This window comes from uncultured Thioclava sp., from assembly GCF_913064665.1.
GTDB classification, from domain to species: Bacteria; Pseudomonadota; Alphaproteobacteria; order Rhodobacterales; family Rhodobacteraceae; genus Thioclava; species Thioclava arctica.
This window is the reverse complement of the sequence record NZ_CAJYBT010000012.1, coordinates 33,603-59,492: the sequence shown is the minus strand read 5'-3', so window position 1 is coordinate 59,492 and position 25,890 is coordinate 33,603. Positions and strand designations below refer to the sequence as shown.

Sequence of the window (25,890 nt, the reverse complement as noted above, 5' to 3'; positions counted from 1 at the left end):
GCGCGGTGGCGCTGGCGTTCATTTTTCTGATAAATCCCTCTGGACAGCTTCCCCGCCCTGATTTAGTAACCGCCCAGCAAGGCCGTAAGGCCAGAGTGCCCGAATAGCTCAGTTGGTAGAGCAGCGGATTGAAAATCCGCGTGTCGGTGGTTCGAGTCCGCCTTCGGGCACCACTTAAATCTCCAGAAAATAAAAAATACTTATCTGGTCGCTGAGCCGGGTTTTAGCGTTTGGTCGTCGAAAGCCCCTTTGGGGCATACAGGGGCGTATTTTCCGAAACCTAGTCGTCGAGCCTTTTGTCGCAGGATGCGGGCGTTGCAGGCGAATCTTTCGGAAAGGTCGCCTCACCGATGGACCCAAGCTGGAGCAGCTTGAGAAATGCAGAAACCGGCATGGCACCCGGCGCATTCCTGAACGGGTTCTGATCCTCAGGTGAGAAGAGAGCTTGGGCCTAATCGGCTCCGGTGGGTCGCGCAGGTGTTTGGATAGGGCTTTGAAGGAACCGGGCCGGACTTGCCTTAGGCTTTAGCGCGAACGACGAAAGCGCTCTCCCTCAGACGGTGCCACCAAGGCTGCCTTCCAGCTCAACCAGTTCCTGACCGCCAGCCATGAGATCCTGCAACTCCTCGGGCGTGATCTGGCCGCGCTGCGCGGTGCCCAAGGTCTTGCCGCGATTAAGCACGGTAAAGCGGTCGGCCACCGCCATCGCGTGGCGCACGTTATGGGTGATGAACACCACCGCGATGCCTTGCTTGCGCACCTTGTCGATGGTTGAAAGCACATTCGCAGTCTGGCGCACCCCAAGCGCCGAGGTCGGCTCATCCAATATCAGCACCTTCGCGCCGAAATGCACCGCGCGCGCAATCGCCACCGTCTGGCGCTCGCCGCCTGACAGCGTGCCCACCGCCTGATCGGGTCCGCGCAGATTGATGCCCATGCGGCGCATCTCTTCCATGGTCACCGAATTGGCGTGCTCGTGGTCAAAGAATTTGAGCGGCCCGACCTTGCGCAAAGGCTCGTTTCCCATGAAGAAATTGCGACTGACCGACATTAGCGGGATCATCGCGAGGTCTTGGTAGACGGTCGCGATTCCCGCATTGATCGCATCGCGCGGGCGGTCGAAATGCAGCGGTTTGCCCTCGAACAGGATCTCGCCCTTGGTGGGCTTATGCACCCCGGACATGGTCTTGATGAAGGTCGATTTACCCGCGCCGTTATCGCCCAGCAGGCAATGACATTCGCCGGGAAAGACCTCAAGCGAGACCCCGGCCAGCGCGATCACCGAGCCGAAATGCTTTTCGATATTCTTCATCTGGATGATGGGAGCATGCGGGTTCATCTTATCTCTCCCCGGTAATCAGGCGACGGACATAGGTGTTCAGGATCACCGCGCACAGCAGAATGACGCCCAGAAACACCCGGAATAGTGAGCTTTCGACACCGGCAAAGAACAGCCCCTGCTGCACGACGCCAAAGATCAGCGCACCAAGCGCGGCACCGATGACGCTGCCATAGCCGCCCGTCAGAAGGGCGCCGCCAATCACCACGGCGATGATCGCCTCGAATTCTTTCAGCAAGCCGCGATCCGCCCCGGCCGAGCCGAACTCCATCACTTGGCAAGTGGCAAAGACGGTGGCGCAGAAGGCGGTGAACATGAACATCGAAATCTTGACGCGGTTCACCGGCACACCGGCATAGCGCGCCGCTTGCGCATCGCCGCCACTGGCAAAGATCCAGTTGCCGAACCGCGTGCGCGTCAGCACGATATGACCGATCACCACCAGAACCAGCGCCCAGACGATCAGCATCGGCACGCCATCAACGACCGGCTGGCCCTTGCGCAGGCCGCGATCAAATGTGGCGATCAGCCCGGCATTGCCCAGCCAAGTAAACAGACCCGTAAGAATCTTGCCGCCAAACACCGCCGCGAGCCAATCGCCCTGCGCGACCTCGGAAACGCCGCCGATGATGGTCTTGCGCTCAATCGTTTGGGGGAAATAAATCGTAAAGCCGCGCAGGATGAACAGCGAGGCCAGCGTCACGATAAAACTGGGCAGCCCAGTGCGCACCACGATAAAGCCGTTGAGCGCCCCAATCGCCAGCGCCAGCACAAAGGTCACGAGAATCGCCAGCCAGACAGGCCAGCCCAGAGTGACAGAGAACATCGCGATCATCATGCCCGAAAAGCCGATCATCGACCCCACGGAGAGGTCGAACTCGCCCGCGATCATCAGCAGGCAGGCGCCCACCGCGATAATCATGAATTGCGCCGAGACCTGGCTCCAGTTCATGATGCCTTGGCTTTTGAACATGCCGCTATCAAAGGCGAAAACCGCGAACAGGGCAAAGACGACGATGGTGCCAACGATGCCGCCGAGTTCGGGGCGGATCAGGGCTTCGCGTAGACGCGAGCGCGACTTGATCCTCTCGTCATCGGGCAATTGGGTGTGGGCGTGTGACATGGCGCGTTGAGGCTCCGAGAAAGAGAAAAGAGAGAGGGGGCGGCCAATGCGCAACGACCGCCCCGGATTCACATCAGATCAGCGGTACTCGCCGGCGAATTTCTCGACCATTTCCAAACCATCGGCGGTCACAAAGCCGGGGCCGGAGTTGATATTATTGCCGGGCAGAACGCCGTAGCGGTGATAGTTCGTCATCACGACCACCGGCAGATAGGCCTGCAAGAAGGGCTGCTGGTCGATGCCCCAATTGATGATGCCTGCCTTGATCGCCTTAACGATTTCCTCACCCAGATCGAAGGTGCCGAAATAGATGTCGCCCGCCATGCCGTTCTCTTCGAGCGCCTGAATGGTCGGGTCGGCAGAGGTCGGGCCAAGCGTCAGCACGGCATCGGTATCGGGATTGGCCGAAAGATAGGCCAGCACCTTGTTTTTGATCTCGGACGGGTCTTGCCCGGAATCGATCATCTGGTTGCCCAGTTCGACCCCCAGCCCATCGGCAAAGCCCTGGCAGCGTTCGGTCGAGGAGGGCGAGCTGATATAGTGGTTCACGCAGAGAAAGCTTTTCACGCCATCGGCCTTGGCGCGCTGCCCGGCGGCGAGCCCTGCGTCATATTCCGGTTGGCCGACATACATCAGCGCGCCCAGATCGCGCGCCTGCTGGGGCGTACCGGAATTGATGATAACCACATCAATACCTGAATCTACGGCATTTCGGATTGGTCCCGAAAGCACGTCGTAATCGGCCAAGGTGGTGATGATGCCGGTCGGGTGCGAGGCGGCGGCCTGCTCGATGATGCGCGCCATATCGGCCAAGTCACCCGTCGGCGGATTGCGATATTCGACCTGCACATCCATCTGCTTGCCCGCCAGAGCAAGGCCATTCTTAATCGTGTTCCACCAGCTGTCGCTGTCGGGGGCGTGACTGACGAGAATGTATTTCTCACCCTCTGCCGAGGCCGTAGTGGCCGCCATCAGGGGCGCTGCTGCGACCACAGCCGCCAGCGCCAGATGTTTCATCAGTGACGTCATGATTTCCTCCCAAAAATTGACTGTCTCCCGGCAAATGCGCGTCTCGCCTTTGCCCCTCCGAGTCGGAGTAAAGCATGTCGGCATCATTTTTGCAACCGGTTGCAAAAATGATCGCACTCTTTCAAGCTGTGCAGAGTTGCGATACGCGCTAGAAACCGCGCAACACGCGAAAAGGGAGCAGACCGGAATGGCCGTTACGTTGAAAGAGGTTGCACAACGCGCCGGGGTTTCGCGCTCGGCGGTGTCGCGCGTGTTCACGCAAGGGGCCTCGGTTTCGGACAAGATGCGGCGCAAGGTCGAGAAGGCAGCGCGCGAGCTGGGCTATAGCCCCAACGCGCTGGCCTCGTCGCTGACCACCGGACGCACCAAGCTGATCGGGCTGGTGTCGAACAACTTTCACAACCCGATCTTTCTGGAAGTGTTCGACCTGTTCACTCGCGGCCTGCAGGATCGCGGCTTGCGCCCGCTATTGGTGAATCTCTCGGATGAGACCGACCCCGAGGCCTCGGTGCGCATGTTGCGGCAATATTCGGTCGATGGGGTGGTGGTGGCGTCTTCGACCTTGCCGCCCGGCTTTGCCAAGGCGTTTCGCGATGTCGGCATTCCGGTGGTGCATGCGTTCGGGCGGGCTTCGGCGGCACCGCAGGTGCATGTCGTGGGGATCGACAACGTGGAATGCGGGCGGATGGCGGCGCGCACGTTGATCGCGCATGGCTATCGCGATGTCGCCTTTCTGGGCGGGCCCGAAGGAGCGACCTCAACGCAGGATCGCTATAGCGGCTTCATGACCGAACTTTCGGCGCATCGCGCGATCAAGACCAGCTATTCCTTTGCCGACGACTATTCGTTTGACGCAGGTCGGCGCGAAATGCTGCGCCTGCTGCGTGCGCGCCCTGCCGAGGCCTATTTCTGCGGCGATGACGTCCTATCCATCGGTGTGCTATCCGCGATCCGCGAAAGCGGGCTGGATGTGCCCGGCGATATCGGGATCATCGGGCTCAACGACATGGAAATGGCGCGCTGGGAGAACATCAACCTCACGACGATCCGCCAGCCGATCCGCCAGATCATCGCCTCCACGATTGAACTCATGGTGGCGATGCTGAACGAACCCGACCGCTATCCAGAGGCGCGAATCTTCCCCTGCAGCGTGATTGAGCGGGCGACATTGCGCCCGCTCACTTAGCGAAACATCGGCGGGCGTGCATCGACCCAGACACCCTCGGCGTGACCGCTTTGCGCCACAGCGAACACTGCCGCCATCGAGCGCAAACCATCTTCGGCGCGCGGATACAGGTTAGCTGCGGGGTCCATCGTACGGCCCTCTTTCTCGGCGCGGATGGCCTCGGCCAGATCGGCATAGATATTGGCGAAGGCAAGCGGCATCCCCTCGGCATGGCCAATCGTGACGCGGCTGGTGCGATCGGCCTCGGGGGACAGATTGGCCTCTCCGCGTTCGATCACCTGCAGACGCTCGCCCAAGGGCATCCAATATAGCTGGTTGGGCTGTTCCTGCGCCCATCGCAAACCGCCCTTCTCGCCAAAGACTTGCAAGGTCAGCCCGTGCTGACGCCCGATCGCGATCGAGCTGGTCCAGAGCCGCCCGACCGCGCCCCCGTCAAAGCGCAGATTGACCATCGCGTCATCTTCCAGCGTGCGACTGGCAATGCAGCTGACCGTATCAGCCGAGAGCATCCGCGCCTCTTGTCCGATCACGAAGCTCGCCATGTGCAGCGCGTGAATACCGCAATCGGCAAACTGCGCCGACACGCCCGCCTGCGCGGGATCATAGCGCCAGCGCACCCGCGGATTGTCGGCATCGGCGGCATCGGCGTGATGGCCATGGGCGAACTCGGCCTTGACCAGACGGATTTGCCCCAGATCGCCGCGCGCCACCATCGCGCGCATGTGGCGCACCAGCGAATAGCCGCTATAGCCGTAATTCACCGCGCAGATTTTGCCGGTCTCGCGCGCGAGGTTGACGATCTCTTCGCCTTGCTCGACCGTCATCGTCATCGGCTTTTCGCACAGCACGTGAAAGCCCGCTTCGAGAAACCCTTTGGTGATTTCGAAATGCGTCGCGTTGGGAGTGGCGACGGTGACCAGATCGACGCGGTCTTCGCGCGCGCGCTCGCCCTCCAGCATCTCGCGCCAATCTCCATAGGCGCGATCGGCGGCCAGTCCCAGCCGCTGCCCATACTCACGCCCGGCCTCGGGGCGATGATCCAGCGCACCCGCGCTGAACTCGTACGCCCCATCCAGCCCTGCGCCAAGGCGGTGCGCTGGCCCGATCTGGCTGCCTTCGCCGCCCCCGATCATGCCCCATTTCAGTTTTGCCATCACGCGCGCTCCTCAGTTAAATCCAATGGATTCAAGATATTCCCGGTTCTTTTTGGCGTCGCCAACGGGGTCCGGGTCCAGCAGCGGGTCGCAATCCTGCTCGACCGTGCACCAGCCCTCGAACCCCGCGTCCAGCAGCACTTGCCGCACAGCGGGAAAATCGACATCGCCCTGCCCGAGATTGCAGAAAATCCCCTGACCGCAGGCGTCGTAAAACCCGGTGCGCTGTGCCACAGCGCGGGCTTTGACCTGCGGGTCGATATCCTTGAAATGCATGTAAGAGATGCGGTCGATATGGCGCTTCATGAAGGCCACCGGATCATAGCCCGCATAGGAATGGTGCCCGGTATCGAAGCAGATTTTCAAGATATCTTCATCGACCTCATCAAGCAGGCGTTCCAGTTCGGGTTCGAAATCCATAAAGCCCGCAGCATGGGCGTGAATGCCCACCGTCAACCCATAGTCTTGCGCCCCGATCCTTGCCGCCTGCGCGATCCGGTCGCGATAGGCAGTCCATTCGGAAGCGTCCATCTGCTCGGCCTCAGCGGCGCGCCCGGCAGTGGGCGCGCGGCGCGGTGAGATGGAATCGATCAGCACCAGATGGCGCGCGCCATGGGCCTGCAACGCCTTGCAGGTGCGATGCGTGCCATCAAGCACATCGTCCCATTGCGCGGGGTCGTGAAAGGCGCGAAACACCACGCCGCCGATCAACTCAAGGTCATGCTTCGCCAGCGCTTCGCCCAGAATGGCGGGGTCTTCGGGCATGAAGCCGACGGGGCCAAGCTCGATCCCCTTATAGCCCGCATCGGCGCAATCCTGCAGCACCGATTGCCAACTCGGATTGCGCGGGTCCTGCGCGAATTCGACACCCCATGAACAGGGCGCATTGCCAATTCTAATAGCCATTCTCTTGCCTCTCCTATCCGGAAAATGTCGCGATATCTTGCCATTTTTGCGCGCGCGTCGAGGCCATTGCGGCAGCGATCACCCGGTTCACCTCATGCCCGTCGCGAAAGGTCGGCCAGACCGGCGCCCCCGTCGCGATGGCGCTTAAAAAGTCGCGCGCCTCGATGATGATCTGGTCCTGATAGCCGGTGCCGTGGCCGGGGCCTTGGCAGAAGGCGGCGTAATCGGGATGGGCGGGGCCCGTCAGGATCTTGGTGAAGCCGCGCGTGGCCTCGGGCCCCTCGGCCCGATACAGCCACAGCGCGTTCTGGTCTTCTTGATCGAACCGGATCGCGCCTTTTGTGCCGGTGATTTCATAGGCATAGCCCATCTTTCGCCCCGTCGCGATGCGCGAGACATAGATCTGCCCCATCGCGCCATTTTCAAAGCGGCACATCATCTGGGCGTGATCGTCATTGTCGACGCGACCCCCGGGGCGGGTAGTGTGAACGGTCTCAATTTCGGCCATGACGCGCGCAATCGGCCCGATCAGCGCCAGCGCGGCGTTGAGGATATGCGGCGCCAGATCGCCCATCGTGCCATTGGCCGCGCCTTGCGTACGCCAACTCGCCGGGGCCTGCGGGTCGGCGTAGAAATCCTCGGTATGCTCGGCGCGAAACCAGGTAATCTCGCCAATCTCGCCGCGCGCAATCAGCTCGCGCGCGAACTGGCTGGCGGGGGTGCGGATATAGTTGAACCCGACCATATTCGCCACGCCCGAGGCTTCGGCGGCAGCCACCATCTCGGCGCTGTCTTGCAGTGACGCACCCAGCGGTTTCTCGCAAAACACCGGCTTGCCCAGCGCAAACGCGGCCAGTGCCACGTCGCGATGGGTCTCTTGCGGACTGGCGATGATCACCGCCTGCACAGCCGGGTCGTTGACCAGCACGCGCCAATCATCGGTGGCGCGTGCGAACCCATAGGCAGTGCGATAGCGTTCAGCACTTTGCGCGCTTGAGGCACAGACCATTTCCAAATGCGGGCGCAGAGCAGGGTCGAACACCGCCCCGACGGCGGACATCGCTACCGCATGGGCCTTACCCATATAGCCCCCGCCCAGAATACCAATCCCGATCCGAGACACCGCAACCTCCTCCGAGATCTTGAATTACAATTTGCAACCGGTTGCAAAAGTTGTATCCTGAGAATCGTAACCCCGCAAGCTGTGTTCGGCATCCGTCCGAATTTTCCCGACAAAGAGGTTCGCGCTGACATGACAACGCCGACAGACACAATTCGCCTGACCACCGCCCAAGCGATCATCCGCTGGCTTTCCAATCAGTTCATCGAGATCGACGGGCAAGAGCTGCGCCTGTGCGGCGGGGGTTTTGGCATTTTCGGCCATGGCAATGTGACGTGCTTGGGTGAGGCGCTGCACGGGGTGCAGGACGCGTTGCCGCTTTATCGCGGCCAGAATGAGCAGAGCATGGGGTTCGCGGCGGCGGGCTATGCCAAGCAATGGCTGCGTCAGCGTTTTATGTTTTGCACCGCGAGTGCCGGGCCGGGCACCTCGAATCTACTGACGGCGGCGGCTTTGGCCCATGCCAATCGGCTGCCGATGCTGTTGCTGTGTGGCGATACGTTCATCACCCGCCTGCCCGACCCGGTCTTGCAGCAGATGGAGAATTTTTCCGACCCGACCTTCGGGGTGAATGACGCGTTCAAGCCGGTCGTGCGCTACTGGGACCGCATCTGTCACCCGGCGCAAATCCTGCAATCGCTGCCCAATGCGCTAGCCACGATGCTGGACCCAGCAGATTGCGGCCCGGCTTTCTTAGGGCTGCCACAGGATGTGCAGGGCTGGAGCTATGACTATCCGGCCCCATTCTTTGCCAAGAAGGTTCATCGCATCCGCCGTCAGGCCCCCGACCCCGCCGAAATCGCGGATGCGGTGGCGCTGCTGAAAACGGCAAAGCGCCCGATGATCATCGCAGGCGGCGGGGTGCAATATTCCCGCGCGGTCGAAGCGTTGACCCAATTCGCCGAGACCCACCAGATCCCCGTGGTCGAAACCATCGCCGGGCGCGCCAATCTGACGGCCACGCATCCGCTCAATATCGGACCGATCGGGGTGACGGGATCAGACAGCGCCAACGCGATTGCCGAGCAGGCCGATGTGATCCTTGCCATCGGCACGCGCTTGCAAGATTTCACAACCGGGTCGTGGACCGCCTTTGCGCAGGATGCGCAGATCATTGCGATCAACGCCGCGCGCCATGACGCGATGAAGCATTTCTCCCTGCCGGTGGTGGGCGATGCGCGCGTTTCGCTTGCGGCGCTGGCAGAGGCGCTCGATTATACTGCGCCCCCCAAGTGGGTCAGCGGGGCGCAGGATGAGCGCAAGACTTGGGATGCGTATGTTGCCAAGAACGTTGCCGCCGGCAATCGCCCCAATTCCTATGCGCAGGCGATTGGCGTGGTGAATGCGCTCTGCGATCCGCGCGACCGTGTGGTGGCCGCTGCTGGCGGGCTGCCTGCCGAAGTCACGGCGAATTGGCGTACGCTGGATACCGGCACGGTCGATGTGGAATTCGGCTTTTCCTGCATGGGCTACGAAATCGCAGGCGCTTGGGGCGCTCGCATCGCGCAGGCCGAACGGGAACCCGATCAGGACGTCATCACTTTCTGCGGCGACGGGTCCTACATGATGCTGAATTCCGATATTTATTCCTCGGTCCTCAGCCAGAAAAAGCTGATCGTGCTGGTGCTGGACAATGGCGGCTTTGCGGTGATCAACAAGCTGCAAAACAACACCGGCAACGAGAGCTTCAACAACCTGCTTGCCGATTGTCCGACCATCCCCGAACCGTTCGGCGTTGATTTCGTGGCCCATGCGACGGCGATGGGGGCGGCGGCAGAAAAAGTCGCCAACCCCGCCGATCTAGCCGAGGCCTTTCGGCGCGCCAAGGCCTCGGAGAAAACCTATGTGATCGTGATGGATGTCGATCCTTACGAGGGCTGGACCACGCAAGGCCATGCTTGGTGGGAGGTCGGCACGCCGCAAGTGTCTGACAGCGCGAAGGTGCGCGACGCGCATGAGGACTGGGAATCCAGTCGCCACAAACAGCGGCAGGGCGTGTGATGGTGCTCGCCGCAATCGCCAAGCGCGATTTCCTCGTGCTCGGCCGGGTGGGCATGGACCTGACACCGGACCCGCCCGGCGCGCGTCTGCGCGAGGCCCAAACCATGATGGTCGCGATGGGCGGCAGTGCGGCTAATATTGCGGCGGGGCTGGTCAAGCTGGGCTGCAAGGCGGCGTTGATGACCTGCGTGTCCGATGACGCGGTGGGCTGGTATTGCGAGGCTCAGCTTGATGCCTATGACGTGGACCGTTCGCTGGTGAAGCGCATCCGGGGCGAGCAACGCACCTCTCTGGCTCTCTATGAAACGCGCATGCAAGAGCATCAAAGCGTCATCTATCGCAACAATGCCGCCGATTTCCAAATGAGCCTGGCCGATGTCGAGGCGGTGAATTTCTCGCGCTATGGCGCGCTGGTCTCGGCGGGCACCATCTTTGCCGCTGAACCCTCGCGCAGTGCCGCGTTTCGGGCGTTTGAAATGGCGCGCGCGGCCGGGCTGGCGATCATTTTCGATGTCGATTACCGCCCCTATAGCTGGCCTTCTCCGCAGGTCGCGCAAGACGTTCTTTCGCGCGCCGCAGCGCTGTCTGACGTGATCGTGGGCAATGACGAAGAGTTCGGCTTCATGGCTGGTGGGATCGCGCAGGGCATGGACAAGGCGCGCGACCTGGCGGGCTCGGGTGCGGCGATCGTGGTTTATAAGATGGGGCCGCAAGGCTCGGTCACGTTTGCCGATGGCGCAGCGCTGCGCAGCGGCATCTTCCCCACCACCGCGCTCAAACCCACCGGGGCGGGCGACAGCTTCATGGCCGGGTTCCTCGACGCGCTCTCACGGGGGCGCCCCTTGGGCGAGGCGGTGCTGCGCGGTTCGGCCTGCGCCTCGATCGTCGTGTCGCGACCCGGCTGCGCCCCCGCCATGCCCGACACACCCGAGCTGGATGCCTATCTCGCCACCCATCCCGGCCCAACACAAAGCTGAATAGGAGACGCCATGCATATCGCGCCCCATGACAACCAGAACAAGCCCATCGTGGATGTCGATCACGACCTCGTCCCGCTGAACTATTTCAACATCATCAAGCTGAAGAAGGGCGAGAGTTTCGACTATGCCGTGCCCGGCTATGAAACCTGCGTGGTGCCCGCCACCGGCACGGTCGATGTGGATGTCGAAGGCGCAGTGTATGAAGGGATCGGCAACCGCACCGTGGATGTCTGGGATGGCGAGCCCGAGGGCGTTTACGTTCCCGTCGGCGCCCGCGTGCGCATCACCTGTCTTACCGACAGCACGGAGACCTTCATCGCAGGGGCGAAATACGACAAGGTGCTTGAACCCTTCGATGTGCGCGCCGATGCGCTTGATAAGGTGCAATACGGCTCGGATGACACCAAAACCCATCGCAAGATCAAGCATATCCTTGGCAGCAAGCATCACGACAAGGTCGGTCGTCTGCTGGTGAGTGAGCTGTACACCGTGGGGCAAGGCGGCTGGTCTGGTTTCCCAAGCCACAAGCATGACACTGACCGTCTGCCCGACGAGACGCGCCATGACGAGACCTACAACTTCCGCTTCCGCCCCGATTACGGCTCGGGGCTACAGATGCTGCAGCGCGAGGATAACAAGCCGGGCGATGCCTATCATATCATGGATCGCTCGACGATCCTGATCGATAAGGGCTATCACCCCTGCGCCGTGCTGCCGGGCTACGAGATGTATTACTTCACCATCCTTGGCGGGCTGAGCCAGCGCAGCCTGAAGCAGTATTTCCAACCCACCCATGCCGCCCAACTGCACACCATTCCGGGAATCATGGATATGGTGGCAAAGTTCAAATGAGCCTTGTAACCCTTGCCGATGTCTTGCAGCCCGCGCTGCGCCAGCACCATGCGGTGGCCGGATTGGTCACGCTGGGCTGGGAGGATATGCGCGCCTATGTCGCCGCCGCCGAGGCCGAGGGCGTTGCGGTGATCCTGCAAGCCGGGCCATCGTGCCGCGCCCACACGCCGCTGCCGATTCTCGGCCAGATGTTTCGCTACTTGGCCGAGGGGGCCAGCGTGCCCGTCGTCGCCCATCTCGATCACGGCTACACCTTTGAGGAGTGCAAGGAGGCCATTGAGTGCGGCTTCACCTCGGTGATGTTTGACGGCTCACGAAAGCCGCTGGCGCAAAATATCGACGAGACGGCGGCAATCGCGGAATTGGCCCATGCGACGGGCGTCTCCTGCGAGGGAGAGATCGGCTTTGTCGGGTATTCGGGCGGCGAAGGATCAGCCGGCACCGACCCAGACGAAGCCGCGCGTTTCGCCCGCGAAACAGGCGTCGATGCGATGGCGATTTCTGTGGGCAATGTGCATTTGCAGCAGGGTAAAGAGGGCGGGCTGGATGAGTCCCGCATCCGCGCCATTGAGGCCCTGACCGAGGTGCCGCTGGTGATCCATGGCGGCTCGGGCGTGCCGGTGGCGCAGCGCCGGGCGCTGGCGCGCGGCTCGAAAATCTGCAAGTTCAATATCGGAACCGAGCTGCGCATGGCCTTTGGCGCTGCACTGCGACACGCGGTCAATGCCGATCCGGACCGCTTTGATCGGGTACAGATTTTGAAGGAAACGCATGAACCTCTGGTCGCAGCCACGCGTCAGGTGCTGCAAGCGTTCAAGGGAGAGTAGAATGCTCAATATCGGGATTTTGGGATGTGGACGGATCGGTCAGGTCCATGCCGGTTCAATCCGTCAGATCGACGGCGCAAGGATCACAGCCGTCGCGGATGCGTTTCCCGAACCGGCTGCGGTGCTGGCCGCGCGCAGCGGGGCTCGCGTGATGGGGTCGTTAGAGCTGATCGAAAGCAGTGACGTCGATGCCGTGGTGATTGGCACGCCGACTGACACGCATTACGATCTGATCCATGCCGCCGCCGCTGCGGGCAAGGCGATATTTTGCGAAAAACCAGTGGATATGTCGGCTGCGCGCATCAAGGATTGCATCAAGGCCGTGGAGCGCGCGGGCGTGCCCTTCCTGACCGCCTTCAACCGCCGTTTCGATCCGAATTTCGCCAATCTGCAAGCCCGGATCGCGGCTGACGAAATCGGCGCAGTCGAGATCGTGACGATCCTGTCGCGCGACCCCGCACCGCCGCCGATCAGCTATATCCAAAGCTCGGGCGGGCTGTTTCGCGATATGATGATCCATGATCTCGACATGGCGCGGTTTCTGCTGTGCGGGGACGAACCGGTCTCGGTCTATGCCACGGGCGCGGCACTCGTTGATCCCGCGATTGGGGCTGCTGGGGATGTCGACACAGCGGCGGTGGTTTTGACAACGGCCTCGGGCAAGATCTGCCAGATTTCGAATTCGCGCCGTGCCAGCTATGGCTATGATCAACGCATTGAGGTGCATGGCGCGCGCGGCATGTTACGCGCAGAAAACATGCTTGAAAACACGGTCGAGATCGCAACCGATGCGGGCTTTCGCAAAGCCCCCGCACAGCATTTTTTCCTAGAACGCTACGCCGCCGCCTATCGTGCCGAGATGGCCTATTTCCTGCATGCGGTGAGCGAGGGCGGCTCGATTACGCCCGGCATTCTCGATGGGCTGCGCGCGCAAGAACTGGCCGATGCAGCCGCTTTGTCTTTGGCACAGGGACGACCAGTCTCGTTGGCAAATGAGGGCTGAAAACCAACCTGACACCCGATAGGTTGACCTTATAACCGGCTGCCCGGTGATGCCCCTTTTGCAGCGATCCCCGGGCATGGCGATGCTCACCCTCAGGGCGACCATTTGACCTCCACGCATGATCAAGCGCGCTCGCTTCCTAACGTGGCGCGCTTGCGCGGGCTTGAACACGCTTTCGCGACCTCGCCATGAAATCCTTGTCTCACGATCTGAGTCTTGCAAGAATTGAACCATTGTTCATTTAATGTGGGCAGCCCTTGGAGGGTCGTCGGTTTGCTGAACTGGCGATAGGGCGCAAGAGGAGGAAATCATGCAGACTGATAGCAACGGGAGCCAACGCTGTGGCGTCATCCCGCAACGCGGCTTGGCCCATGTCGCAGGGCCAACCGATACCCCATTGATCGAAGACACAATTCCGGCGGTGCTGATCCGGACCGCCAATCTCTGGCCCGAGCGCGAAGCGGTTGTGTTTGCCGCAGAGGGCGTCAGATGGACTTGGGCAGAGTTTTCGACGCGGATTGATCGGCTCGCTTCGGGATTGTTGCGGCTTGGTCTGGGGCATGGCGACCGGCTTGGGATTTGGGCGCCCAACCGTTCAGAGTGGGTCCTGACGCAACTTGCGACTGCCCGGATCGGCGTGATCCTCGTCAATATCAACCCGGCCTATCGCCTTCACGAGCTGGAATTCGCGCTGAGAAAGACGGGCTGTCGCGCGCTGGTGCTGGCAGAGACGTTCAAAAGCTCTGACTATGTGGCGATGATCAATGGGCTTTCCCCGGAACTTGCGCGCTCACAACCCGGGCAACTCGAATGTCGCAAGCTGCCCGATCTGCGCGATGTGATTGTGTTGGGCGCGGCGCATCATCCCGGCTGCTACCGCTTTGCGGATGTTGAGGCGATGGGCGACGACTATGACCGAAGCGAACTTGACGCCATAACCGAGCGGCTTGATCGCAATGAGCCGATCAACATTCAGTTCACGTCCGGCACAACAGGTGCGCCCAAAGGGGCGACGCTGACGCATCGCAACATCATAAACAACGCGCATTTCGTGACCAACGCGATGAACGCGACCGAGGCTGACCGGATCTGCATCCCGGTGCCCTTTTATCATTGCTTCGGAATGGTGATGGGCACGCTGGGCTGCGTGACCAAGGGGGCAACCATTGTCGTGCCTGACGAGGGGTTTGACGCCCAAGCGACGCTAACTTGTGTCGCAGCCGAACGCTGCACCGCGCTTTACGGCGTGCCCACCATGTTTGTGGCGATGCTCGAACATCCGGGCTTTGCGCAACACGATCTTTCATCGCTGCGCACCGGCATCATGGCGGGGGCCCCCTGCCCGATTGAGGTGATGAAGCAGGCGCAATCCAAGATGCACATGTCTGAAGTGACGATCGCTTATGGCATGACCGAGACGAGCCCGGTTTCGTTCCAATCGGCCACCGATACGCCCTTGGAAAAGCGGGTCACGTCGGTCGGGCAAGTTCAGCCGCATCTGGAGGTGAAGATCGTGCGCGAGGACGGCTCTCTCGCCAATGTCGGCGAGCAGGGGCAGCTGCTGACGCGCGGTTATTCGGTTATGTGCGGCTATTGGGACGAAGCCGAGCGCACCGCCGAAGCGCTGGATGCCGAGGGCTGGATGCAAACCGGCGATCTCGCGCGGATCGACGCCGAGGGTTACTGCAACATCACGGGCCGGGTAAAGGATATGATCCTGCGTGGCGGCGAAAATGTCTATCCGCGCGAGATCGAGGAGTTTCTCTACACCCATCCCGATATCAGTCAGGTGCAGGTTTTTGGCATTCCCGATCACAAATATGGAGAGATCGTTGCCGCCTGGATCGTGGCGCGCGCCGGGGCTGTGCTTTGCGGAGATGACATCAAGGATTTCTGTCGTGACCAGATCGCCCATTTCAAAGTGCCTGCGGTGATCCGGTTCAAGGACGACTTGCCGATGACGGTCTCGGGCAAGCCTCAGAAATTCGTCATGCGCGATGCGATGATCGAGGAATTGGGCTTGGAGGTGGAGCAAACCGCCTGACCTGTCCGCTCCGCGTCCGACGATATGAGGCTCGGGCGCGGAGCAGCAAAGCCAAGTTGGTCGCGCTTTGGGATATGCGCCTTTAACGCATCCGCTGGCCTTCGGCGTCGAAGTGAAAACGCCGCGCCGGGTCGGGGCTGATTTTCACGCCAGCGTCGATATCGAAATCATGCTCGCCAAACAGCCGCACCGTCAACAGCCCGTGCGGCCCGGTTTTGACATATACATTGGTCTCGCCGCCGAGATGCTCGACATGGCTAATCGTGCCGTCGATCTCGCCGCTGTCGCCGATAACAAGATGCTCGGGGCGGATACCCACCGTCTCGCCTTGCAGCCCCAGCGCGCCAGCCTTGAGGAAATTCATCTGCGGCGAGCCGATGAACCCGGCAACGAAGGTGTTGGCCGGATCGTTATATAGCTCCATCGGGCGCCCGACCTGCGCCACCTTGCCCGCATTGAGCACCACGATCCGGTCCGCCAGTGTCATCGCCTCGACCTGATCATGGGTGACATAGACCATCGTTGCGCCCAGTTCGTAATGCAGTCGTGCGATCTCGATCCGGGTGGCCACGCGCAGCGCCGCGTCAAGGTTGGACAGCGGCTCGTCAAACAGGAACAGCTTGGGGCGGCGCACGATGGCGCGACCGATGGCGACGCGCTGGCGCTGCCCACCCGACAGTTCGGCCGGGCGACGATCCAGCAGCGTTTCGAGCGACAGCATCTGCGCCGAATTGGTCACCGCCTGCGTGACTTCGGCCTTGCTGGCCCCGGCGCGTTTCATCGCCAGCCCCATATTGTCGCGCACGTTGAGATGCGGATAAAGCGCGTAGCTTTGAAACACCATCGCGATCTCGCGCTTGCTCGGCGGCAGCAGGTTGACCCGTTTGCCGTCGATCATCACATCGCCCGAGGTCACGTCCTCAAGCCCCGCGATCATCCGCAGCAGGGTGGATTTCCCGCACCCCGAGGGGCCGACGAAGACGCAGAACTCGCCGTCCTGCACCTCAAGATCGACGCCCTTGATCACCTCGGTCTTGCCGAAGCTCTTGGTCACGTTGCTAAGTGTCAGCGAACCCATACGCGGGTCTCCTTCAAATCTGGATCGGGTCAAGCGTGACCGCGCGCCCCGAGCGCACGCTGTCATCAGCGGCAAGGCAGACGGCGAGCGATGTCACCGCCTCGTTCAGGTGGCGCGAAAGGTCGAGATCCTCGGCGATGGCGCGCGCAACAAATGCCGCTTCGCGATCGCAGAGCGCCTGATGACCCGGTTCATCCGCCATCGAAATACCCTGATCGGGCTGCCCCACACGGTGCAGTCGCAAAGTAGACGTCTTGGTATGGGTCTCGATATCATCGGATTTCGCACTTTCAGGCATCCGGATCGAAACCGCGCCATTGGGGCTGACGACATCTTTCACGAAAAACGCCGTGTCCGAGATCATTGGTCCCCAGCCGGCCTCATACCAGCCGGTCGAGCCATCCTCGAAAAGCACCTGAAAATGGCCGTAATTATACATATCCTCTGCGATCTCACTCGACAGCCGCACCCCCATGCCACGCACCTCGCGGGGGCGGGCATCGGTGATTTGCAGCATCACATCGACATAATGAACGCCGCAATCGACGATGGGCGGGGTGGACTGCATCAGCGCCTTATGCACTTCCCATGTCGGGCCGGTGGATTGCTGGTTGAGATTGAACCGAAACACATAGGGCGCGCCCAGATCCCGCGCCTCCGAGATCAGCCGCTGCCAGCTTGGATGATGGCGCAGGATATAGCCCACGACGCATTTGCGGCCCGTATCGCGAGCCGTGCGCGCGACCCTCAGCGCATCCTCCACCGTGGTGGCGAGCGGCTTTTCGACGAAGACATGCGCGCCTGCTTGCATCGCCGCGACGGCCAGATCCGCATGACTGTCCGAATAGGTGGCGATGGCCACCAGATCCGGCTTCAGCTCGGCCAGTGCGGCTGCGAAATCGTGGCTCAGCGGATAGCCAGTCAGCGCATCGGGCAAAGCGGGCGCGGAGCGGTTGACCAGCCCCACCACCTCGAACTCCGGGTTCGCATGATAGGCCAGCGCATGCGACAGCCCCATATTACCAAGGCCGACAACGAGGCTTCGAATACTCATTTAACCGCTCCCGAGGTGATCCCACGGATCAGTTGCCGTGAGAAGATCATGTACAGCACCAGCACCGGCAAGATCGCCAAAGACAGCGAGGCCAGAACCGCATTCCAGTTGGTGACATATTGGCCGATAAAGGTCTGCGCGCCCAAGGTGACGGTCTTGGTGGATTCCGAGGGCGCAAGGATCAGCGGGAACCACAGATCGTTCCAGATCGGGATCATCGTGAACACCGCCACCGTCGCCATTGCGGGGCGCACCAGCGGCAGCACGAGGGTGAAGAAGATCCAATATTCGCTCAGCCCGTCGATCCGACCCGCATTCTTGAGGTCGTCCGACACCGTGCGCATGAATTCCGACAGGATGAAGATCGCCAGCGGCAGGCCCTGCGCCGTATAGACCAGGATCAGCGAAGTCAGCGTGTTTGTCAGATGCGCCGCCGCCATCAGCTTCAGGATCGCCACCGTGCCCAGCCGGATCGGGATCATGATGCCGATGGCAAGGTAAAGCCCCATCAAAAAATTGCCCCGAAAGCGATATTCCGACAGCGCAAAGGCCGCCATCGCCCCGAAGACCAGCACCAGCGCCAGAGACACCACCGTCACGATCATGGAATTGCCGAAATAAAGCGGGAAATTGCCCTGAGTGAGCACCGTCTGGAACCCGACAAGATCGAACGTGTCGGGGCCCGGCAGGGCCAGCGGCTCACGGAAGATCGCCTTGCGAGACTTCATCGAGTTGATCAGGATCACGAAGACCGGGAATAATGCGATCAGCGTGTAAAGGATCAGCGCGGTGTGCACCGCCACCGTCCGCGGCATTGAGGTTCTTGCGCTTATGCTCATGGCTCGTCGCTCCTCAGAACTGGTAGCGACGCAGCCGCCGCTGGATGCCGAACAGGTAAAGACACACGCCGATCAGGATGATGAAGAACATCACCGAGGCAATGGTCGCGCCCATGTTCGGATCGCCAAGCTGGAGCTGGAAGCCGAAAAAGGTGCGATACATGAACGTGCCCAGAATATCGGTTGAGAAATCTGGGCCGGCCAGCGCGCCCTGCGCGACATAGATCAGATCGAACGCGTTGAAATTGCCCACGAAGGTCAGGATTGAGATGATCCCGATTGAGGGCAGGATCAACGGTAGCTTGATCTTCCAGAACTGTGCCATCCCGGTGATACCGTCGACCTCGGCGGCCTCGATCACCTCTTCGGGGATCGACAGCAGCGCGGCATAGATCAGCATCATCGGAATGCCAATGAACTGCCAGACCGAGATCAGCGCAACGGTGGTCAGCGCGGTTGTCTCTTGCCCGAGCCACGGCTCAAAAAGATGACGCAGTCCGATTGCGGCCAGCATCGAGGGCGCGATGCCCCAGATTGGCGACAGGATCAGCTTCCAAACGAAGCCGACAATCACGAAACTCAGGATCGTGGGCACGAAGATGGCCGAACGATAAAGCGCGGCAAAGCGCAACCGGGGCAGCGACAAAAGCGCCGCCAGCGCGATCCCGACGGGGTTCTGAACCGCCATGTTGATCAGGAAGAACCAGACATTGTTCCAAAACGCATTCCAAAACTGCTCGGCCCAGTGCGCATCGCCGAACAGCGTGCGGAAATTCTCCAAACCGACGAATTTCGTGCCCGTCTCTGTCGCGGAATACAGCGACAGATCAAGGGTCGCGAAAAGGGGGATGATCATCACCAGCGTGTAAATCACCACCGCCGGGGCAAGAAATACCGCGATATGCCAGCGGAATGGCGTGCGCTCGGACATCAGCTCAGCCCTTTCGGTTTCGATGATTGGAAAACGGCGCGGGGACCGGGCGAGCGGGCACATGCCGCCCGCCCGGTTCGGCTCAGTTTTGCTGCGGCTTATACCAGCTCGCCAGATCCTTTTGCAGATCGGCGGCTGCCTCTTCGGGCGTCTGGGTGCCGTTCATCACATTGGCCGACGCCGCCCAGGTCGCGTTCTCCAGGTTCGGCGTGCCGCGCGAAAGGATCTGATAGGTCGAGCGGATCGTCGATTTGCAATCCTTGCGCCAGCTCAGGAACTCCTGCGCGAGCGGATCTTTCAGATCGACCGGGGCCGAATTCAGCGCGAAGAAACCGGGAAGAGAGTTCGCATAGATCTGCGCGAAGTCCTGACCACCCAGCCATTGCAAGAAGGTCATCGCCGCGTCCTTGTTCTTGCTCGCCGCGTTGAGCCCCATCGCATGGTCGGGCTGGTCCGAGATGTAGCAGGTGTCGCCAACTTTCTGCACCGGCGGCGCGAAGGCCCCCATCTTGAAATCGGCCTGCGCCTCAAAGCCCGGAATCTCCCACGAGCCAGCAGGATAGATCGCTGCGCGGCCCAGCGTGAACAGGTTCTGGCTGTCAGGATAGGTCTGCGCCTGATAGCCGTCGCCAAGGTAGTTCGACCATTTCGCGAGTTGCTTGAGCGGTTCGACCCAATCGGGATCGGTCAGCTTTTGGGTGCCCGCGATCAGTGCCTTGCGGCCCTCTTCGCCCTTCCAATAGGTCGGGCCGATATTCTGATAGCCCATCGTCGCGGCTTCCCACTGGTCATGGGTTCCCATGTCGAGCGGAATATAGCTGCCATCGGCTTTGATCTTGTCGAGGTCGGCATAGAATTCGTCCACCGTCTTGGGCGGGGTGATGCCCAGTTCGTCGAAGGCATCCTTGTTATAGATGAATCCGTGAATCACCGAGGCCATCGGCATGCAGAACGTATGGGCCCCGTCATCGGTCTGCCACGCGGATTTGGCCACCTCGGGGAAGTTCTTCATCTCGGCCATGTCGCTCAGATCGGCAAGCTGGCCCTTCTTGTACAGCGCCAGCGAGGCGTCATAGGGCCGACAGGTAATCAGGTCGCCCGCTGTGCCCGCGTCAAGCTTGGAGTTCAGCGCGGCATTGTATTCGGTGGGCGCAGAGGGGGCGAAGACCACCTTGATATCTGGATGGTCTTTCTCGAAGGCGGGAATGATCTCTTTCTGCCAGATGGGCAGGTCGTCATTGCGCCAACTCTCGATGGTGATCGTGGTCTCGGCCAGTGCTGCGTTGCCAGCCAGTGCCGTGCCCAGCAAAATAGCTGCGATTGCGTAGGATTTCATAGTTACCTCCGGGTTGCGGGCCAATAGGCCCTTTAAATGGATTGGGCCTTTGCGGCCTCTAGTTTGAGTTTTAGACGGTCAAGCGCTGCCGCAAGATGCCCGCCGCTTGCCGCTAGCAGGTCTTGCGCCAGCTCCGGGCTGGCCCCGGTCGCGATCAGCACCGCCGGTTTGACCGCGCCGCCTGCCAGATCAAGCGCGTGCGCCGCGACCTCGGGCGGGGTGCCCGCGATCGCGGCCACCATGCCGGTGGCGCGGGCGCGCAGCTTCGCGTTATCGGCCGTGAGATTGACCATGTAGCCGTCATGAACATGGCCGAGCAGCAGCCCGATCTGGGTGGATATCATGTTAAGCGCGATCTTCTGCGCGCTGCCCGCCGCCATCCGGGTCGATCCCGAAACCAACTCCGCCCCGGTCTCTAGGGCGATGGCGATATCGGCGCGCTCCAACAGCGGCGAGCCCACGACATTCGCAATTCCGATCACGCTGGCACCGGCGGCCTGCGCCCCCTCGGCCACGACAAGCGTATAAGGCGTGCGCCCCGACGCCGAGACACAGATCACCGCATCCGAAGGGCCAAGCGCAGCAGTTGCAAGATCGGCGCGGGCCAATTCGGGATCATCCTCGACCGCGCCGATCATGTGCGACAGGGACGCTGTGCCGCCCGCGAACAAAATCGGCGTGCGCGCGGGCGCGATGCCGTAAGTGCCCGCGAGTTCAAGACAATCGGCCATCGCCATCAACCCCGAACTGCCCGCGCCCGCATAAGCAAGCTTGCCGCCCGCCTGCAACGCTTGCGCCGCGCGCGCGGCGGCATCCGCAAGAGCGGGCAGCTCAAATTGCAGCGCACCGAGCGAGTCAAGCTGAGCCGAAAGCAGCCGCGCCATCACCTCGCGCGGCGGCAATGCGTGAAGCCCGGCCGATCCTTCGTGCCGGTCTTCGGTATGGCGCGCGCTGGCAGGCTGTGCGGTCATGCGAATCTCCCCCTTGGTGGCGAATGATGCCAAAATAATACCAATTGTCCAGATGAAAGGAGAATTTTGTGAAATTCACCCGATGCACCTCATCCATCTTGCGAAATGGTATTCATTTGGTATGGTCTCGCTCAATGGAGGGCGCATGCGCATATTTCTGGGAATCGATGGCGGTGGTAGCGGGTGTCGCGCGGTAATCGGCGACGATGCCGGTCACGTGATCGGACGCGGTGAGGCCGGTCCGGCCAATATCGTGTCAGACCCCGAAGGCGCATGCGCCAATATCCTGACAGCGGCGCGCATGGCGCTTGGCGATGCGGGCAAACCTGAGGATCTGCACGCCGTGCTGGGTCTAGCGGGCGGCAATCTGGCCGCAGCCGCGCAGACGTTGGCCGCACAGTTGCCCTTTGCCAGCGCGCGCGTCCTGTGGGACGCGCAAACGGCGGCCGAAGGTGCGCTGGCCGGGCGCGACGGGATCGTCGCGGCGCTTGGAACCGGATCAGTCTTTGCCCGGCGCGTGAAAGGCGATCTGCGGATGACGGGCGGCTGGGGGCTTGCGGTTGGGGACGAGGGCAGCGGCGCTTGGCTGGGGCGCGCGATGATGAGCCGCGCGCTTTGGGCGCATGACGGGTTGATCGAGATGACGCCATTCCTGCGCGACCTGCTGGACGATATGGGCGGGGCCGAAGCCATGGCGGGATTTGCGGCCTCGGCGCGCCCTGTCGATTTCGCCCAGCACGCGCGCCGTATGCTCGAACGACCCGAGGATTCTGCAGTTCAGGCGCTATTGGCCGAAGCCGAGGCTTGGGTGCTGCGCCGGATCGAACATTTGCAACCCGAAGCAGCGCGGCTTCCGGTCTGTTTCACAGGCGGGCTCGGCCCGATCTTTGCCGCGCGTCTGGGTGATCGACTGGGCGTCGATTTACTTGAACCGCGCGGAACCGGGCTTGACGGGGCGCTGATGCTGGCGCGCGCGGGGGGCGTGACATGAGTGATAAGCACATGAGTGATCAGGGCATGAAAGCGCCGGAGTTGGGCGATGTCAGCGCGCGGATCTTTTCCGCCGAGGGGTTCGATATGCCCGGCGCTGGCCCGCTTTATCTGCAATTGCGCGCGCGCATCACCGAGGCGATCGAGAGCGGTGCGTTGCGCCCGGGCGAGAGCCTGCCAGCCGAGCGTGATATCGCCGCGATGTCGGGCCTGTCGCGAGTGACGGTGCGCAAAGCGGTCGAGCAACTGGTCGCGGCGGGCAAATTGGTGCAGCGGCGTGGCTCGGGGACCTTCGTGGCGCCGCGGGTCGAGAAGGTGGAGATGGCGCTCTCGCAGCTTAACTCCTTTACCGAGGACATGGCGCGACGGGGCCGCGAGACCCGTGCGATCTGGCTGGAGCGCGCCTTGGTGCGACCGTCGACGGATGAGGTGATGGTGCTGGGCCTGAAGGCGCATGAAAGGGTCGCGCGGCTGGCGCGGGTGCGTCTTTCGGACGGGGTGCCACTGGCGATTGAGCGGGCCGCGCTGCCCGAGACGATCCTGCCCGATCCAGGCGCGGTCGGGGACTCGCTTTATGAATATCTTGGCTCGCGCGGAATGCGCCCGGTGCGCGCGGTGCAGCGCATCTCGGCGACCAATATCGACGCCGAGACCGCCGCACTTCTTGAATCGCCCGAAGGGGCTGCGGGCCTGCAGATCGAGCGGGTCTCATATCTGCCATCCGGGCGGGTAGCGGAGATCACGCGCTCGATCTATCGCGGTGATGCTTATGATTTTACAGCGGAATTGCTGCTGTCAACGGCACCGGAAAGGAATGGCACATGACGGAAAAGACGTTGATGCGGCGCGAGATCGAAGAGATCCCGCAGGCCACGCGCAGGCTTCTGGAGCAAGGTTCAGCGGAGCGCGCGCTTGCCGGAGAGGCGCTGCGTGCGCTTGATCCCCATTGCATCGTGACGGTGGCGCGAGGCTCGTCGGATCATGCCGCGACCTATCTGAAATATGCCATCGAACTGGCGGCGGGCGTGCCGGTGGCCTCGGTCGGACCCTCGGTCGCCTCGATCTACGGAGCGCAGCTGCGACTGGGTGGCATGGGCTGCATCGGGATTTCGCAATCGGGTCGCAGCCCCGACATTGTCGAATTGTTGCGCGCGGCAAAGACGGGCGGCGCACTGACCTGCGCCATCACCAATGACGGCGCGTCGCCGATGGCCGAGGCTGCCGATCATTCGCTGGCGTTGCGCGCGGGACCGGAACGCTCGGTCGCGGCGACGAAGAGCTTCGTGACCTCAATCGTCGCGGGGCTATCGCTGCTGGCAGAATGGCGTCAGGACGCAGCACTGGGCACAGCGCTGGCCGGGCTGCCCGACGTATTCGAGCGCGCGATTTCCTGCGACTGGACGCCTCTTTCGGATCGGCTGGTGCGCAGCCAGTCGCTTTACGTGCTCGGGCGCGGCCCCGGTTTTGCCATCGCCAACGAAATGGCGCTGAAATTCAAGGAAACCTCGGGGCTCCACGCCGAGAGCTTCTCGGCAGCCGAGGTGCTGCACGGGCCCGCTGCCATCGTGCAGGCAGGGTTTCCAGTGTTGGCGCTGGCGGTGGAAGATGCGGCCCTCGACCGGCTCGAGGCAACGGCCGAGCGGCTGGTCGCGCAAGGGGCGGATGTGTTCCTAACTGCGCCGGGCAAGACCGCGGGGGCGGTGATCCTACCTTCGGTGAGCGGTTTGCATCCGCTGGTCGCGCCACTGGTGCCGGTGGTGAGTTTCTATGCCTTTGTCGAGGCTCTGTCACGGCGGCGCGGTTTCCATCCCGACACGCCGCCGCATCTGCGCAAGGTCACGGAGACCGTGTGATGACGCAGCTTACGGTCTATTCTGGTGCGCGGATTTTTGACGGTGCCACGATGTTTTGCGATCATGTGCTGGTGATCAAAGAGGATCGCATCGCAGCGATCATGCCCGCCGCCGCCACGCCTGCGGGCCAGCATGTGGCTCTGGCTGGCGGTATCCTCGCGCCGGGGCTGCTGGACCTGCAGGTCAATGGCGGTGGCGGGGTGATGCTGGGCGCAGGCGATGCCACGACCGAGATCCGCACCATTTGCAACGCGCATCTGCGGCTGGGCACGGCAGGGTTACTTCCGACGCTGATCACCTCCACGCGCGAGACGGTGGGCGCGGTGTTGCAGGCCGGGATCGCGGCTGCGCGGACGCAGGTTCCGGGGTTCTTGGGGCTGCATCTTGAGGGGCCGCATCTTGACCCGAACCGCAAGGGGGCGCATGCGCCCGAGCTAATCCGCCCGATGCAACAGGTCGATCTGGACATGATCTGCGCCGCAGCGCGGCAGATGCCCGCGCTGATGGTGACGCTGGCCCCGGAAACGGTACGCCCCGATCAAATCGCAGCACTGACGCGCGCCGGGGTGATCGTGAGCCTTGGCCATTCCAATTGCAGCTACGACACAGCCATGGCGGCATTTGGCGCGGGGGCGCGTTGCGTGACCCATCTCTACAATGCCATGAGCCAGCTTGGCCATCGCGCGCCGGGGCTGGTGGGCGCGGCCCTCGACAGCGGCGTGGCGGCCGGGATTATCGCGGATCTCGTCCATGTCTCGGCTCCCGCGCTGGGAGTCGCGCTGCGGGCCAAAAGGGCGCCAGAGCGGCTGTTTCTGGTGACAGATGCGATGGCGGTGGCGGGGACAGATCTGTCTGGTTTCACATTGAATGATCGCTGGATCGAACGCCGTGACGGGCGGCTGACGCTGGCCGACGGGACGTTGGCCGGTGCCGATGTGACCCTGCCACAGGCCATTTCAAACATGCATCACCGGATCGGGCTTGATCTGGTTACGGCGCTTGGTATGGCGACACGGGCCCCCGCCGATTGCATCGGGCTAAGTGCATCCTGCGGCACTTTGCGCCCGTGGGCCGCAGCGCATTTCGTGCATCTGGATGACGGGCTGAAACTGCGGCAAAGCTGGCACGGCGGCGCACCCTTGTGACGGGCTGAGGGTGTGCATCTGCCGCCGAGTCTGTGATTGCTCTGCCCCTGACAACGGCATCCTTTGAAGCTGGAGTTGTCAGCTAAGCATTCCGGGTGGTGAGAGGTGCGCTCGGCCCACCGATCGCAC

At 62.0% G+C, this 25,890-nt stretch carries 23 protein-coding genes and 1 tRNA gene; 12 read left to right on the top strand and 12 right to left on the bottom strand.

Features of this window, described 5'->3' with window-relative positions; translation table 11 throughout:
- Positions 1–97: 97 nt before the first annotated feature.
- Positions 98–173: transfer RNA gene (locus tag QZ571_RS07145), tRNA-Phe, on the top strand.
- A 380-nt stretch (positions 174–553) separates the two neighbouring features.
- On the opposite strand, the gene QZ571_RS07140 is transcribed toward QZ571_RS07145, so the two are convergent.
- From QZ571_RS07140 to QZ571_RS07130, 3 genes are all read right to left on the bottom strand, one after another.
- Complete coding sequence (locus QZ571_RS07140) at positions 554–1,339, bottom strand: ATP-binding cassette domain-containing protein (protein ID WP_295533028.1); 786 nt, start codon at positions 1,337–1,339, stop codon at positions 554–556.
- 1 nt (position 1,340) lies between these two features.
- Positions 1,341–2,462, bottom strand: a complete 1,122-nt coding sequence (locus QZ571_RS07135; protein WP_295533027.1) for an ABC transporter permease — start codon at positions 2,460–2,462, stop codon at positions 1,341–1,343.
- A gap of 78 nt (positions 2,463–2,540) precedes the next feature.
- Positions 2,541–3,491, bottom strand: coding sequence for a sugar ABC transporter substrate-binding protein (locus QZ571_RS07130; RefSeq protein ID WP_295533026.1), 951 nt, complete (start codon positions 3,489–3,491; stop codon positions 2,541–2,543).
- A 187-nt stretch (positions 3,492–3,678) separates the two neighbouring features.
- Here QZ571_RS07130 and QZ571_RS07125 point away from each other — a divergent pair, with 187 nt between their 5' ends.
- Positions 3,679–4,677 (top strand): LacI family DNA-binding transcriptional regulator, encoded by a 999-nt coding sequence (locus tag QZ571_RS07125; RefSeq protein WP_295533025.1) that lies wholly within the window; start codon positions 3,679–3,681, stop codon positions 4,675–4,677.
- Here the strand turns inward: QZ571_RS07125 and QZ571_RS07120 are convergent.
- Genes QZ571_RS07120 through QZ571_RS07110 form a run of 3 tightly spaced genes read right to left on the bottom strand, consistent with a single transcriptional unit; the run spans position 4,674 to position 7,860 of the window.
- Entirely contained in the window at positions 4,674–5,831 is a 1,158-nt protein-coding gene (locus QZ571_RS07120) for a Gfo/Idh/MocA family oxidoreductase (RefSeq protein WP_295533024.1), read from the bottom strand. The genes QZ571_RS07125 and QZ571_RS07120 overlap by 4 nt on opposite strands.
- Before the next feature lie 12 nt (positions 5,832–5,843).
- Complete coding sequence (locus QZ571_RS07115; RefSeq protein ID WP_295533023.1) at positions 5,844–6,737, bottom strand: TIM barrel protein; 894 nt, start codon at positions 6,735–6,737, stop codon at positions 5,844–5,846.
- Between the two features lie 13 nt (positions 6,738–6,750).
- Entirely contained in the window at positions 6,751–7,860 is a 1,110-nt protein-coding gene (locus tag QZ571_RS07110; RefSeq protein ID WP_295533022.1) for a Gfo/Idh/MocA family oxidoreductase, read from the bottom strand.
- Between the two features lie 129 nt (positions 7,861–7,989).
- Here QZ571_RS07110 and iolD point away from each other — a divergent pair, with 129 nt between their 5' ends.
- The 6 genes from iolD to QZ571_RS07080 all read left to right on the top strand — a co-directional run bounded on the left by iolD (position 7,990) and on the right by QZ571_RS07080 (position 15,564).
- Positions 7,990–9,858, top strand: coding sequence for a 3D-(3,5/4)-trihydroxycyclohexane-1,2-dione acylhydrolase (decyclizing) (gene iolD, locus QZ571_RS07105; RefSeq protein ID WP_295533021.1), 1,869 nt, complete (start codon positions 7,990–7,992; stop codon positions 9,856–9,858).
- Positions 9,858–10,835: a 5-dehydro-2-deoxygluconokinase gene (iolC, locus tag QZ571_RS07100; protein ID WP_295533020.1), complete on the top strand. Its 978-nt coding sequence runs from the start codon at positions 9,858–9,860 to the stop codon at positions 10,833–10,835. Before iolD ends, iolC begins: the two co-directional genes overlap by 1 nt.
- Positions 10,836–10,847: 12 nt before the next feature.
- On the top strand, positions 10,848–11,690 hold the full coding sequence (locus tag QZ571_RS07095; protein WP_295533019.1) for a 5-deoxy-glucuronate isomerase: 843 nt from the start codon (positions 10,848–10,850) through the stop codon (positions 11,688–11,690).
- Positions 11,687–12,517, top strand: coding sequence for a class II fructose-bisphosphate aldolase (locus tag QZ571_RS07090; protein ID WP_295533018.1), 831 nt, complete (start codon positions 11,687–11,689; stop codon positions 12,515–12,517). The genes QZ571_RS07095 and QZ571_RS07090 overlap by 4 nt, the downstream gene beginning before the upstream one ends.
- Position 12,518: 1 nt before the next feature.
- Positions 12,519–13,520 carry an inositol 2-dehydrogenase gene (gene iolG / locus QZ571_RS07085; protein WP_295533017.1) on the top strand — a complete coding sequence of 334 codons (1,002 nt, stop codon included), beginning with the start codon at positions 12,519–12,521 and terminating at the stop codon, positions 13,518–13,520.
- A gap of 310 nt (positions 13,521–13,830) precedes the next feature.
- The gene (locus tag QZ571_RS07080) at positions 13,831–15,564 is read left to right on the top strand and encodes an AMP-binding protein (RefSeq protein WP_295533016.1); all 1,734 of its coding nucleotides are present in this window, start codon (positions 13,831–13,833) and stop codon (positions 15,562–15,564) included.
- Between the two features lie 82 nt (positions 15,565–15,646).
- On the opposite strand, the gene QZ571_RS07075 is transcribed toward QZ571_RS07080, so the two are convergent.
- The 6 genes from QZ571_RS07075 to QZ571_RS07050 all read right to left on the bottom strand — a co-directional run bounded on the left by QZ571_RS07075 (position 15,647) and on the right by QZ571_RS07050 (position 21,773).
- A complete protein-coding gene (locus tag QZ571_RS07075) occupies positions 15,647–16,642 on the bottom strand; it encodes an ABC transporter ATP-binding protein (RefSeq protein ID WP_295533015.1) in 996 nt (331 codons plus the stop codon).
- A gap of 13 nt (positions 16,643–16,655) precedes the next feature.
- Positions 16,656–17,696 (bottom strand): Gfo/Idh/MocA family oxidoreductase, encoded by a 1,041-nt coding sequence (locus tag QZ571_RS07070; protein ID WP_295533014.1) that lies wholly within the window; start codon positions 17,694–17,696, stop codon positions 16,656–16,658.
- On the bottom strand, positions 17,693–18,535 hold the full coding sequence (locus QZ571_RS07065; RefSeq protein ID WP_295533013.1) for a carbohydrate ABC transporter permease: 843 nt from the start codon (positions 18,533–18,535) through the stop codon (positions 17,693–17,695). The genes QZ571_RS07070 and QZ571_RS07065 overlap by 4 nt, the downstream gene beginning before the upstream one ends.
- Before the next feature lie 13 nt (positions 18,536–18,548).
- Positions 18,549–19,466, bottom strand: coding sequence for a carbohydrate ABC transporter permease (locus QZ571_RS07060; RefSeq protein WP_295533012.1), 918 nt, complete (start codon positions 19,464–19,466; stop codon positions 18,549–18,551).
- A gap of 82 nt (positions 19,467–19,548) precedes the next feature.
- A complete protein-coding gene (locus QZ571_RS07055; RefSeq protein WP_295533011.1) occupies positions 19,549–20,802 on the bottom strand; it encodes an ABC transporter substrate-binding protein in 1,254 nt (417 codons plus the stop codon).
- Between the two features lie 32 nt (positions 20,803–20,834).
- A complete protein-coding gene (locus tag QZ571_RS07050; RefSeq protein ID WP_295533010.1) occupies positions 20,835–21,773 on the bottom strand; it encodes an N-acetylmuramic acid 6-phosphate etherase in 939 nt (312 codons plus the stop codon).
- Between the two features lie 145 nt (positions 21,774–21,918).
- Here QZ571_RS07050 and QZ571_RS07045 point away from each other — a divergent pair, with 145 nt between their 5' ends.
- From QZ571_RS07045 to nagA, 4 genes are all read left to right on the top strand, one after another.
- Positions 21,919–22,764, top strand: coding sequence for a BadF/BadG/BcrA/BcrD ATPase family protein (locus QZ571_RS07045; protein ID WP_295533009.1), 846 nt, complete (start codon positions 21,919–21,921; stop codon positions 22,762–22,764).
- A gap of 86 nt (positions 22,765–22,850) precedes the next feature.
- On the top strand, positions 22,851–23,588 hold the full coding sequence (locus QZ571_RS07040; RefSeq protein ID WP_295533065.1) for a GntR family transcriptional regulator: 738 nt from the start codon (positions 22,851–22,853) through the stop codon (positions 23,586–23,588).
- Positions 23,585–24,616 carry an SIS domain-containing protein gene (locus QZ571_RS07035; RefSeq protein WP_295533008.1) on the top strand — a complete coding sequence of 344 codons (1,032 nt, stop codon included), beginning with the start codon at positions 23,585–23,587 and terminating at the stop codon, positions 24,614–24,616. The genes QZ571_RS07040 and QZ571_RS07035 overlap by 4 nt, the downstream gene beginning before the upstream one ends.
- A complete protein-coding gene (gene nagA / locus QZ571_RS07030) occupies positions 24,616–25,761 on the top strand; it encodes an N-acetylglucosamine-6-phosphate deacetylase (protein ID WP_295533007.1) in 1,146 nt (381 codons plus the stop codon). The genes QZ571_RS07035 and nagA overlap by 1 nt, the downstream gene beginning before the upstream one ends.
- Positions 25,762–25,890: the final 129 nt, after the last annotated feature.